At 42.9% G+C, this 11967-nt stretch carries 10 protein-coding genes and 1 pseudogene; 7 read left to right on the top strand and 4 right to left on the bottom strand.

What is annotated here, in order from left to right; all coding sequences use genetic code 11:
• Window positions 1-142: 142 nt before the first annotated feature.
• From AC1DCD_RS09590 to AC1DCD_RS09560, 7 genes and pseudogenes are all read left to right on the top strand, one after another.
• Window positions 143-1516, top strand: a pseudogene (locus AC1DCD_RS09590) (DUF2958 domain-containing protein); the annotation flags it as partial.
• Between the two features lie 264 nt (window positions 1517-1780).
• Window positions 1781-3034, top strand: coding sequence for a site-specific integrase (locus AC1DCD_RS09585; RefSeq protein WP_464641295.1), 1254 nt, complete (start codon window positions 1781-1783; stop codon window positions 3032-3034).
• A gap of 13 nt (window positions 3035-3047) precedes the next feature.
• A complete protein-coding gene (locus tag AC1DCD_RS09580) occupies window positions 3048-4367 on the top strand; it encodes a site-specific integrase (protein WP_464641293.1) in 1320 nt (439 codons plus the stop codon).
• An 8-nt stretch (window positions 4368-4375) separates the two neighbouring features.
• Window positions 4376-4843, top strand: a complete 468-nt coding sequence (locus AC1DCD_RS09575) for a DUF1896 domain-containing protein (protein ID WP_464641290.1) — start codon at window positions 4376-4378, stop codon at window positions 4841-4843.
• A 682-nt stretch (window positions 4844-5525) separates the two neighbouring features.
• Window positions 5526-5795, top strand: coding sequence for a helix-turn-helix domain-containing protein (locus AC1DCD_RS09570; protein WP_464641288.1), 270 nt, complete (start codon window positions 5526-5528; stop codon window positions 5793-5795).
• 20 nt (window positions 5796-5815) lie between these two features.
• Window positions 5816-6127, top strand: coding sequence for a helix-turn-helix domain-containing protein (locus AC1DCD_RS09565; protein WP_464641287.1), 312 nt, complete (start codon window positions 5816-5818; stop codon window positions 6125-6127).
• 346 nt (window positions 6128-6473) lie between these two features.
• Entirely contained in the window at window positions 6474-6893 is a 420-nt protein-coding gene (locus AC1DCD_RS09560; protein ID WP_249858952.1) for a plasmid mobilization protein, read from the top strand.
• On the opposite strand, the gene AC1DCD_RS09555 is transcribed toward AC1DCD_RS09560, so the two are convergent.
• From AC1DCD_RS09555 to AC1DCD_RS09540, 4 genes are read right to left on the bottom strand one after another with little or no spacing between them, the layout of a single operon-like run.
• A complete protein-coding gene (locus AC1DCD_RS09555; protein WP_464641285.1) occupies window positions 6874-7059 on the bottom strand; it encodes a hypothetical protein in 186 nt (61 codons plus the stop codon). The two genes, AC1DCD_RS09560 and AC1DCD_RS09555, sit on opposite strands and share 20 nt — an antisense overlap.
• A complete protein-coding gene (locus AC1DCD_RS09550; protein WP_249858953.1) occupies window positions 7038-7514 on the bottom strand; it encodes a hypothetical protein in 477 nt (158 codons plus the stop codon). The genes AC1DCD_RS09555 and AC1DCD_RS09550 overlap by 22 nt, the downstream gene beginning before the upstream one ends.
• Before the next feature lie 12 nt (window positions 7515-7526).
• Window positions 7527-9731, bottom strand: coding sequence for a peptidase domain-containing ABC transporter (locus AC1DCD_RS09545; RefSeq protein WP_036929038.1), 2205 nt, complete (start codon window positions 9729-9731; stop codon window positions 7527-7529).
• A 3-nt stretch (window positions 9732-9734) separates the two neighbouring features.
• Window positions 9735-11792 carry a TonB-dependent receptor gene (locus AC1DCD_RS09540; protein WP_036929043.1) on the bottom strand — a complete coding sequence of 686 codons (2058 nt, stop codon included), beginning with the start codon at window positions 11790-11792 and terminating at the stop codon, window positions 9735-9737.
• Window positions 11793-11967: the final 175 nt, after the last annotated feature.

Here is an 11967-nt window from a genome sequence, read left to right as displayed (position 1 = left end):
GGCTATGTAATTCCCGCTATTAGGGCTTACTCGGGACTTCCACCCGTTAGAAAATGCTCATGCCGAGCGTACACCAAAAGGGCTGATACCTCGTGAGATGTGTCAGCCCTAATTTATTTTGTTTGAAAAAGTTTTACCGGACAGCAATAATTCTAATATTGATGAGTACAGCATTGTCTGCGACCGAAAGAATGATAATATCTGGCATAAGTATGCCGTACAGGGGGAGTTCCGCCGCTATGACGGCATCAACCTCCTGAAGCACGCCCTGCACAATACCATTCCAGACATCAACAAGAGCAAGGAAATGACGGACAAGGTTACGAGAGAAACCAAAACCATCAAAGTAAGGGACGGACATGCCATACAGATGGCAAATGCCAAGATTGAGGAAATCAGACAGGGCTTTGTCGATTGGCTCGGACGTACACCAGACACGTTCAAGCAGCAGTTATCCAACCGTTATAATCGTCTCTTTAATTGTTTCGTGCGCCCCAACTTTGACGGTACGCACCAGACCTTTCCCGACCTTGACCTCAGACTATTGGGTATTGATGACCTTTACAAAAGTCAGAAAGATGCCGTGTGGATGCTGAAGACCAATGGAGGTGGTATCTGCGACCACGAGGTCGGTGCAGGTAAGACGCTTATCATGTGTACAGCAGCCTACGAGATGAAGCGGTTGGGATTGGCTAACAAACCGATGATTATTGGACTCAAAGCAAATGTATTCGATATTGCCGACACTTTTCGCAAGGCTTATCCCAATGCCAAGATACTCTATCCGGGAAAGAATGACTTCAGCAAGCAGAATCGCCAACGCATCTTCAATGACATCAAGAATAATGATTGGGACTGCATTATCCTCACGCATGAGCAGTTCGGCATGATACCGCAAGCATTGGAGATACAAGAAGCGATTTTGCATAAAGAAAAAGATTCTGTAGAAGAAAATCTTGAAGTGCTCCGTATGCAGGGAGCGGACATTTCCCGTGCCATGCTCAAAGGCTTAGAAAAACGTAAGCAGACCTTGGAAGCCAAGTTACAGGACATTCAAGACAGCATTGCCGAGCGCAAGGACGATGCCGTGGACTTTAAGATGATGGGTATTGACCACCTTTTTGTAGATGAAAGCCACCAATTCAAGAACCTGATGTTCAATACTCGCCACGACAGAGTGTCGGGCTTGGGCAATCCGGATGGCTCACAGCGTGCGCTCAATATGCTCTTTGCCATTCGCACCATACAGGAGCGGTCAGGCAAGGACTTGGGAGCAACTTTTCTTTCGGGAACTACTATCAGTAATTCGCTAACAGAATTATATTTGCTCTTCAAATACTTGCGCCCGCAAGCCTTGGAGAAGCAGGGCATTAACAGTTTCGACGCATGGGCTGCGGTCTTTGCCAAGAAGTCCACTGACTATGAGTTTTCCATCACCAATGAGATTATTCAGAAGGAACGCTTCAGAACCTTTATTAAAGTGCCTGAACTTGCCTCGTTCTATGCGGAAGTATAGGAGTTGGAAGCAAGAAAAGGAGAAGAATGCGTATCTGATTGAAATAGAGGAGATATTGCCTGCTTACTCATTGAGTTGCATCAAAGGAAATAGGCGAAGAAAGGAGTGAAAAAGCAAGAGTTCAGTTACCAAATCGTTCGAGAAACGATGAAAGGAAAAGAACAGCTAAAAGTGGTAACTAAAACGGTATTTTCTCTTTCATTATCAATGTTTTGCATCGCTCAAAGTTCCTCTGGGAAGTATAATTTTGTAAGCAAAAAAACAATGGAAAAAGAAAAAATCAAGCTGCTCTTCTACCTCAAAAGAGGTACGCAGGACAAAAACGGAAAAAGTCCCATCATGGGACGCATCAGTATCGGTCACTCAATGGTTCAGTTCAGTTGCAAATGTGCCTGTACCCCAAAACTTTGGGATAGTCGTAAACAGCGACTTGTGGGAAAGAGTTCCGAAGCCGTATCAGTGAACAGGGAACTTGACCGACTGCAAGTAAGTGTCCATCAAGTTTATGAATCGCTTTCTGGCAAGTTGAACAACACTGTCACGGCAGGGAAGATAAGGGAACTTGTATTCGGGTTAAACAGCGAGTCGCAGGGGCTGCTTCATCATGCGGATGAGTATATTGACCGCTTCCGTGAGCGAGTTGGCATAGATCGCAGCGAAAGAAGACTGAAATGTCTGCTGCTCTTCCGCAAGCATCTGTCTGAATTTTTGAGATGTCGCTACCATGTGGACGATATTCCCGTGCAAAAAGCCGATACAGCCCTTATCAAGGACTTGGAGGAGTATTTTGCCAAAGAAAAGGGTTTTAAACTCAACACTTCGGCTGGTTATCTTACTATGCTGGCATCCGTGCTCAAAGACCTGCACAAACGGCACATCATAGACACCTATCCTTTTATCGGTCATTCCATCCGCTGGGACGTTGGAACACCCCGATACATTACAAGGGAGGAAGTAAACAAGATTGCGGCATTAACCGATAACGAACTGCAAGGCTACGAGCAGGTGTCGAGGGATATGTTTCTCTTTTCGTGCTATACAGGGCTTTCCTACACGGATGTGTACCACCTCACGGCAGAGCATATCATCCACGAGTCTGATATGGATTGGATACGCAAGCCGAGAGTGAAGACGGGCAATGTATGCTACATTCCATTATTACCCGAAGCATCCGCCATCATTGAGCGGTACAAGGGCATTCATACGAGGGCGTTCCGCCACGAACCCCCAAAAGGGTATCTGCTGCCCATACCGGGCTGTGACACGTTGAACATACACCTCAAAAAGATAGCACGGCTTTGCGGTATTCAGAAAACGCTGACCTATCACATGGCAAGGCATACCTTCGCATCGCAGATGACGCTTTCAGAAGGCGTGTCCATCGAGAGCGTATCGAAAATGCTCGGACACAGCCAGATAAAGACCACACAGGTGTATGCAGAGACTTCTCCAGAGCGTGTCTTTCGGGATGTGGAGAAGATTCTCCCTCTCATCGCACAATATCGTTTAATCAACTAAAAGTCCAAGAACAATGAAAAGTACATTTTCAATTCTATTCTATATAGACAGAAGCAAGACAAGCGAAAGGAATGAATGCATTATCCGCTGCCGTATCACCTGCAATGGTGCGTCTTCTTCATTCTCAACAGGTTTGTACACCTCCCCAGATGATTGGCAAGCAAAGAAAGGGCGCATAAAAGTGGTGGCAAACAGAGCGAATGCCGTCAATCTGCTGCTGAACTCAATAGAAGAACGACTTCACGCACTCTATGAACTCACTTTAAGAGAAGAGAACTACATTACGGCTGAATACCTGAAAGAGCAGTACCAGCACCAAAACAAACCCACCCCGACACTCATAGAGATTTACCAATCCGTCTGTGAAAGCAAGGAGGCATTGCAGGGCAAGACGATAGGAAAGGCTACCGTCAGGGCTTTCAGGGACAGTAGGAAGAATTTTGCACTTTTTCTAAAAACAAGGGGAAACGGGGACTGCCTTCCCAAAGAGACAGACAAGGACCTCATAGAACATTACCGCCTATTTATGCTGCGGGACTTGGGAAACAAGGAAAGCACTGTTTCCAATCGTCTGCGCCACCTGCATCAAGTCATCCGAAAAGCACTGCAAGAGCGATATATCCGTGAAGACCCTTTTGAGCAGATAGACATTGAAACGCCCACCTACGAGCGCAATGCCCTCACTTCTGACGATTTACACAAACTTCTCTCATATCGTCCACACCGCTCGGTGGACAACCATTGCAGGCTCATCTTCCTCTTGGGCTGTTTTACGGGGCTGGCATTCTCAGACTTGAAGAAACTCCGAATGGGCGATGTTTATACATTCGGGCATGGGCGTAGGTACATATCGCTCTGTCGCACAAAGACACAGAACAGGAGCATTGTTCCTTTATTGCCCATTGCCGAAGAGATACTCACCATTGTCAGCGACGGACGAAAGGAGGGTTTGCTCTTTCGTGAATTCCCCACGAATAGCCATTTCAACCGCAAGATAAGGGACATTATCATCAAGGCAGGACTCCCACCTCATACCGAAGCCACCTCGCATACGGCACGGCACACCTTTGCCACGACCATCTGTTTGGAGAACGGTTTGCCTATAGAAACCGTCAGTAAGATACTCGGACACCGTTTCATTTCCACCACCGAACTTTATGCAAAGGTTAGCAAGAGTAAAATTGCCCGTGAGATGCAGCCACTCATGGGTAGCAATACCACAAGGGAACTGCGAAAGGCTTTGCGTGTCTGTCCGCCAAGACAGCCAAGCGGAGGACAAGTAACTTGTTCTTTGACCGCAAAGCAACCATCATTGAACATCAACACTAAATAAAATTAAAAATGAAAGAGAACAAAAAGCTGGAACTTTCCTATTTTCGATTGAAATTAAGAAGTTATATGGGTGAGCATCACCCCGAGAGATTGCAAGATACGGAGTTTATCACCGCACGGGCAGATATGGCTCTCACAGCTTACTGCGATGCCGTGGCGCAAGGTTTCACTCACCCCGAAGCGGAAAGCATGGCAAGCGAGGTTTTGTATCAAGGCTTGCATTTTTCCAAGTATGACACGCTTGTATCTGTATTGGAAAATGAGTTTGAAAGGGAACTGCCTGCACCTCTTCCAGAGAAACTCGTACCTATACTGTTGTCGAACAAGGCTATTCAAGCCACATTCGACAAGTTCGGTTTGACGGACACATTTGCTTCTGACGAGCAATACGACCGTCTTTACACCGAACTCACAGGCACAATAGTGCTGCTCATCGAGAGCAATCATTTGCCAATAATCGGTCAGACGGAGGGGTAAGCCCGAAGGCGTTGTAAGCAAAGGCACACGCAAAGTCCCTGATGCCGTTTCTTATCGTGCAAAGGTACAACGGCAGCCAATCTGCCCTGACAAGGTCAAGTCCTGTGGATGGAGAGAAGAATCTCCACCGCAGGATTTTTCTTTTCAAGTTGGTATTGCCATTTTCAATATTCGTGCGGTCGTATTCATCTCTCCCAACCTTGCAGAGCAGGACTGCCGTAAGAGAGTATAGGCACAACAAGAATACGGCATACTCAGGCTCTTTGGACGCAAGGCGTAACAACCAACAATAGATAGGACTGACGATAATACGGACCATCTGTTGTTTGTACAATTTGTTGTCATGACTATCTGTTGTCATGACTATATATCGTCAAAATAATCTATCGATAAAACTATCTATCGATAGTTCTACATATCGATTTGTCGAACTATCGAACTGTCGAGAGAATAATTGCTATGTAATAAAAGGAAAGAGCCGGCACCTCATCTCATTACCGCAATAACACAGATGGATCTCCTTTGGTCTTTTCTCTTGTTTTCTCTCTATTTCCCTGCTTTTCCTCATTTCTTGCAGCGGTGCTTCCGAGGGTTTACTTTTGCACTCGATAAGTACGGCAATGTACTGAATAACAGTTTGTTTGCCGAGTAACAATAAAGTAATCAAAACAAAATCAAGGCAATGAAACTCATTATCATCAACCGCAAAGCGTGGGAGCGACATCGCTCCGAATTTGCAGACTTTATCCATCGTGTGGAGAAACTCATCGGTAATCCTCCTGAGACCGAGCAATGGCTCGACAACGAAGCCGTGTGCAAGCGTTTGGGTATCAGCAAACGTACCCTGCAATTCTATCGGGATACGGGGAAAATCCCTTTCTCAATGATTGGACACAAGTGTTATTACAAACAGACCGACATCAGTGAAATGCTGAATGCAGTCAAGGATTGAAATCAAAGAATGAATGAATTATGTCGGAGAATGAAATCATTACGCAGGAAGACCCTCAGATGCAGTTGTTTTCACAACTGATGGAAGGCACTTTGAAGAAGTTGGAGCGGTATTGTGCCACAGCTCGTCCGATGTTAGATGGCGAGGTTTACCTTTCGAGCGAGGAAGTGTGCAGCCACTTACGGCTCAGCACACGTACGCTCCAAGAGTACAGAAATGCAAGAATACTTCCTTTCTACAAAATCGGAGGAAAGATACTTTACAAACAGAGCGACATACAAACAATGCTTGAAAGGCATTATAATCCAATACCGCAAACAGGTAAGTTATGAGTTAAGTTAAGACATCAGTTGCGACTTAAGTCAAATGGTCAGTTATGACTTTGGTCAAGAAATTAGTTTCGACCTAAGTCAAAATTAACTTTAGTCAAAAATATGTCAGCTCATAAAGTCAGTAAGTCAAGAGATTAGTCTAAACTTATCTCTTGATTTACTTCTTGAACTTTGAACTCTCGTCTATCAAAAGCGCCCCAGAAAAGTTACTTTATGGAACATAACAAACTATCTCTTTCTTTATACTGGCAAGGTGTGTCTTTGTACCACAAACTGCCGTTTGTACCACAAAGACCCTTGCCCCGAAAGGGGGATTAAATCACTCCAAAGTCGTGATTAGAAAGCAATGAAGAAGCAAAAACAAAAGAAGCCAGACGGCAGATGTGCCACCTACCCACGATGGGATAGATGGCACATCAGAACACCTAATTCCGAAGACCAGCAGAAGCTTATCAGACTCTACCAGAAGTCGGGAGCAAAAACGAAAAGTGATTTTGTCCGAGCAAGACTTTTAGGTGAAGCCTTTAAGGTCATCACCCAAGACCCTGCAAAAGAGCCTTACTTGGAGAAACTCTCCGAAATCGTTTCTATGACTCATAAGATAGGCGTGCTGTACAACGAAGCCGTGAAAGCCCTCAAGACTTATCATTCTGTCGCCACTGCGCAACAACTGCTCAGCAAACTCGAAACCTATTCCCAACTTCTTATTAGACTGCAACAACAAGCAGTACAACTGACAAAATCCCTTAGGGATAGACAAGAGTGAATGCTGATAAATCATAACACCCAACGTTAGTATCGTGCTGTGATTGCCCAATCCATCTTTGGTCAGTTATCAATGTTAGGAAAATAGGATTTGTATGTTGTAGACGGTAATAAAACGTTATGGCAGCAGGTATTCGGATATAGTTTATCCGAATACCTGCTGCCATAACGTTTTATTACTGACGATGATTCTGCAATAGGCTTTCATGTGCTGTTGCAACATTGAGGTATTTTGTCCCTGTGTACTCACTGTGGCTATTGCCATAAAATAGTTTCCATCTTCCCTATGTATGAGCCTGGCTTTATGGCTTGTGATGTTGCAGTTATAAGATGCATTTTCGTTGCCCTCGAAAGATATATAAGCCGTCCTTGGCTCATCGAAAAGATACAAATACTTGTATGGCACAAACACTTGTACTGTCCTTTGATTAATGACCTCACCATTAGCCTCTATGGATATAGGATAAGGTTTCTTGTAGAAAGCAACTGCGAGGGCGAGGACTATTATCGTAATGACAACCGTTCCCAAGCTGACGAGGCGAGGAGGAACTTTACCTATCACGTTCCTCACCTTCTCGCTTCTCAACTCGATATTATCTGATTCTGTTTCTTTCTGTTCCATGTCAAAAACATTTTAGTTTCCCAATTCCAACTGATTCTTCACAAGATTATAGTATGCCCCTCGCTTGGCGGTCAAAGACTCATGGTTGCCTATCTCAACCACTTTTCCATGGTCGATGACCACGATTTGGTCGGCATTCTTCACCGTGCTTAGGCGATGAGCCACAATCACAACAGTCTTGCCCTTATAGAACATATCCAAGTTCTCCACGATGCTTTTCTCATTGTTGGCATCGAGCGAGTTTGTAGCCTCGTCAAGGAATATATAGTCGGGATTCTTGTAAACCGCCCTTGCAATCAAGATACGCTGTTTCTGTCCTTGGCTCAGTCCCACACCATCACGCCCAATCTTGGTGTTGAACTTCAGAGGCAAAGCCATCACGTAATCCTTGATGCAAGCTATCTCGGCAGCTTTCAACAACCTTTCCTTATCTATATCGCCATCATCAACAGCAATATTTCTTGCGATACTCTCCGAGAATATAACACCATCCTGCATGACAACACCACATTGTCTGCGCCACCACTTTTTGTTGAGTTTGTTGATGTCAGTATTTCCAATATTGATTTTTCCCTCCAAGACAGGATAATAACCAAGCATCAAACGGATGAGGGTGGTCTTTCCACTGCCAGATGCGCCAACGATGGCTGTTACCTTACCTTGCGGAATGTGAATACTCACATCGTCTATGGTTTTGCGCAAAGCATGTTGGTCGTACTTGAACATGATGCTCTTGATGTCAATGCCCTCATTCTTATCTTCAATAGAAGTTAGCAAGCCTTCCTTTCCATTCTCATCATCCATCTGGTGAATCTCATTGATTCGCTCCAAGCTAATCTTCACATCTTGCAGAGAATAGAAGAAGTTCATCAGTTGCTCCACTGGTGAGTTGAGCTGTCCGATGATGTATTGCACGGCAAGCATCATACCGAGTGTCATTTGCCCATGAATCACGGCAGTAGCTGCAACTACCGTAATGATGATATTCTTCACCTCATTGATGAAGATACTTCCAGCCTCCTGTGTCTGTTGGAGTTTAAGTGATTTCATCTGTACCCCGAATAGGTCTGCTTGCGTGTCCTCCCATTCCCATCTTCTGCGCTGCTCACAATCCTGCAACTTGATTTCTTGCATAGAGGTGATAAACTCATAAGTTTTGTTGTTGTTGATAGCTTGCTGCTCAAACAGTTCGTAATCAAGTACCTTTCTTCGCTTCAAGAATAAGGTCATCCATACACCATAGAGAATGCTTCCCAACAAGAAAATGACAAACACCAATTTGTTATAGAAAAACAGCACCACCGAAAATACCACGAAAGTAAGCATGGCAAAAGCGATGTTGAGCGTCTGCTGAGTAAGGAAGTTGTTCACACGGCTATGGTCGTTCATTCTCTGCATCAAGTCGCCCATGAGTTTCGTATCAAAGAAAGACATAGGTAGTTTCAATAACTTGATGAAGAAGTCACTTACCAATGATATGTTGATACGTAAGGAAATGTGAAGCAACAACCATCTGCGGATAAAGTCTATTGCCGTTCGGCTGATTGTAAGCATCAACTGCCCCAAGAGTATAAGCCAAACAAAACCTATTTCTTGGTTCTTGATACCGACATCCACGATAGATTGGGTAAGGAATGGCAGGACAAGCTGCAGGAGGCTTCCGACTACTAGACCCAAGATGATTTGTCCGAAATACTTGCGGTATTTCTTCACATACCCAAAGAGAAAGCGGAAAGACCTCTTTTCTTTGATGTTCTCTTCACCTTGCATCTTATAAGTAAAGAACGCAGGAGTGGTTTCCAAGAACATAACAATGCCCTTGTCCTCACCATTAGAGTTCGTGCTTATCCAATGTTGTTTGAACTCGTCTAAGGTATAAGCAACCAATCCCTTCCCTGGGTCTGCGACATAGAACTTCTTGGATTTCTTAATCTTATATAAGACCACAAAGTGATTCTGATTCCAATGGAGAATACAGGGCAATGGAGCTTCGTTTAACATGACGATAGAAATTCTCGCACATGCCGTATGTAATCCAAGAGTATTAGCTGCTTCATTGATTCCTAACATTGAAACACCTTCCGTTGTGGCAAAGCAAAGTTTCGACAGAGAATCTAATGTATATTCCCTGCCGAAATATTTACATACCATTTGCAAACTGGCTATGCCACATTGCATGGAATCATGTTGATGAAGACTTTCTATCGTTTTGGTCATTGATTAATACATTTTCATGATAGCACTATCAATATTCTTATTAACCTCAATTTCTCCACGTTTAGATTTCTTGCCATAGCTAAGGCTGTAAGTCAGTGTTAAATTTATATTACGCCCATTGATTTCGTTAAAAATCCGCGAATTTCTATTATAACACCCATAATCCATTGTTATATGTTGCTTGTCATAACGTGAAAAGGGATTGCGTACTAAAGCCTCAATAGCCAATGCCTTGTGAGTCCAACTCACTTTCCATTCATAGGTAGGACGACATTGGATGAACCACGGTTGTCGAATATCAAGTGATTTATATGGAGTCTGATAATCGAAACTAAGCATCCATTCTCCTGCAAGATAAACCAAGCCACCTTTTATGTGAAAACTGTTGTGCGACATATCGTAAGTAGCCCCTTTTAATGTATTACATTCTTCAATCGCTGTGGCGCTCAAACGCAAATGCTCATTGAATAAATTATAGGTACAACCTACAGTAAACATATTACCGTAGAAAGTTCCGCCATTTATACGAGTATCAAAAATCGTATTCGTATTAGCTGTATACTGATGTACTATGTTGTCAAAATAAATATTACTATCATACGATAAAGCCAAACGAATTTTTCCAATTTGTCCATTGTATGAAAGGGTGTTTCCTAATACTTTCATCGGTGCAATGTCAGGATTACCACAAGTTGCCTCAAAAAAAGATGTCGGAACAACCATTGAATTTTTTTGTGACGGTTCAAATAAAGTATGTGTAAAAAGACCATTTAACGATAAAGAGTGCTTGTTATTAATGACATAGTTTCCACCATAAAAAGCAACAGGCATACAGTAATTATCATGTATGGAGTTTAAAGAAACGGCCGTATTAGATAACCCCGCAGAGATATAGTAATAGTATTTCTCACTATATTTGCTGAGTTGAAGTAATCCAACAGTAATGTTGGAAGTCAGATGCTGTTTTCCAATTGCTGTTCCATCATAATTATCAGTATAATGTTTATAATCATTGCTCAATGCGCCTGCTAGAGTAAGGCTATTTTTCCAAGTTTTCGAATAGCGAATATTACCATTCAGCACATAGTTATTTTCTATTACTTTTGAATTTAATGAAGCTTGTTCTGTCTCTGTATACAGACTGTAGTATTTATTGTGCCCCATAGAAGCAGATGCTGTAACGTCAAAAGCCTGCTCTTTAGGCAACCATAATGTGTAATTTACATATGCTGATGGTGCTATAGATTGGCTGTTATATGAAACAGTACGCTTTGTTGCACCATATGGTTCGGTGTAGTAAATACCCTGTATGGTATTGGAATTTGGCACAGCCTGACGATTAAAGCCAACATAGGTATTTAATCTGTGGGTATTCCCCATGGAGGTTAAGCGCAATCGCATAGCTTGCCCATTATTTATTTTCAACGGACTCTCATCTTTATAATTACGTTCCAAAACGGATTTATCTGAAAAGACAAACATATCATTTCCTTCTGTATAGCTATGGTCTCTATGCCAGTCACCAGTGACGGTTAGGGAAAATGTGTATCGTTTTTTATTAAAATCAGCAAAAGCTAAATATTCCCCCGATTTGTAGGCAAATCCTTCATTTGCAGAAAAATACACATTGCCCCCATAATTCATTTTTACAGTTACAAAATTAACCAATCCTGCTTTACCTGCATATTTCCCGCTTGGAGTTCTTATATACTCTATTGTACGAATGTTCTTTGCACTAAGAGATGCTACATCTTCTGGCAATGCCTCCATTCCATTAATACACAATACAACCTCTCCTCCACTATGAGTAGTAATGCTACGAGTGCGTGCCGATACTTCCAAGTCAGGAGTCTGCATAAGATATAGTAGATTAAAACCATTTGTAGAATGTTTTTTCTCAAGTTGAGTTGGTATCAACAATGCCTTGTTGCTCATTTCAATTTGACCATCAGCAGTAACAACAACTTCTGGCAGTTTTTCGGTCTTGGTACTGTCTGTTTGTGCTGTAATGTCTGTTATTGTGACAAACAGCAAGAAAAAGAATAGATAGTATTTATACATTGTATATCATATTTTAGCATCGACTTCAAAAATAAAATGTCGACGATTATTATAATCGAGTAGGAGGTAAACACTAATCATAGGTGTTTATTTCCTATTTTCGTGTTCACCGACCTCTCACACCACCGTACATGCGGTTCCGCATACGGCGGTTCCTATTTTGGGTGCCATTCGA

This window comes from Prevotella sp. C0209C1 (genome assembly GCF_056583855.1).
The sequence above is the reverse complement of the archived record's forward strand: the minus strand, read 5'-3'. Positions and strand labels throughout refer to the sequence as shown.

What these genes read in the sequence shown, in the direction of transcription:
- AC1DCD_RS09565 (WP_464641287.1), top strand. Translation starts at nt 5,816, where the DNA reads ATGTCGGAGAATGAAATCATTACGCAGGAAGACCCTCAGATGCAGTTG.
- AC1DCD_RS09560 (WP_249858952.1), top strand. Translation starts at nt 6,474, where the DNA reads ATGAAGAAGCAAAAACAAAAGAAGCCAGACGGCAGATGTGCCACCTAC.
- AC1DCD_RS09545 (WP_036929038.1), bottom strand. Translation starts at nt 9,731, where the DNA reads ATGACCAAAACGATAGAAAGTCTTCATCAACATGATTCCATGCAATGT.
- AC1DCD_RS09555 (WP_464641285.1), bottom strand. Translation starts at nt 7,059, where the DNA reads ATGGCAGCAGGTATTCGGATAAACTATATCCGAATACCTGCTGCCATA.
- AC1DCD_RS09540 (WP_036929043.1), bottom strand. Translation starts at nt 11,792, where the DNA reads ATGTATAAATACTATCTATTCTTTTTCTTGCTGTTTGTCACAATAACA.
- AC1DCD_RS09575 (WP_464641290.1), top strand. Translation starts at nt 4,376, where the DNA reads ATGAAAGAGAACAAAAAGCTGGAACTTTCCTATTTTCGATTGAAATTA.
- AC1DCD_RS09585 (WP_464641295.1), top strand. Translation starts at nt 1,781, where the DNA reads ATGGAAAAAGAAAAAATCAAGCTGCTCTTCTACCTCAAAAGAGGTACG.
- AC1DCD_RS09570 (WP_464641288.1), top strand. Translation starts at nt 5,526, where the DNA reads ATGAAACTCATTATCATCAACCGCAAAGCGTGGGAGCGACATCGCTCC.
- AC1DCD_RS09550 (WP_249858953.1), bottom strand. Translation starts at nt 7,514, where the DNA reads ATGGAACAGAAAGAAACAGAATCAGATAATATCGAGTTGAGAAGCGAG.
- AC1DCD_RS09580 (WP_464641293.1), top strand. Translation starts at nt 3,048, where the DNA reads ATGAAAAGTACATTTTCAATTCTATTCTATATAGACAGAAGCAAGACA.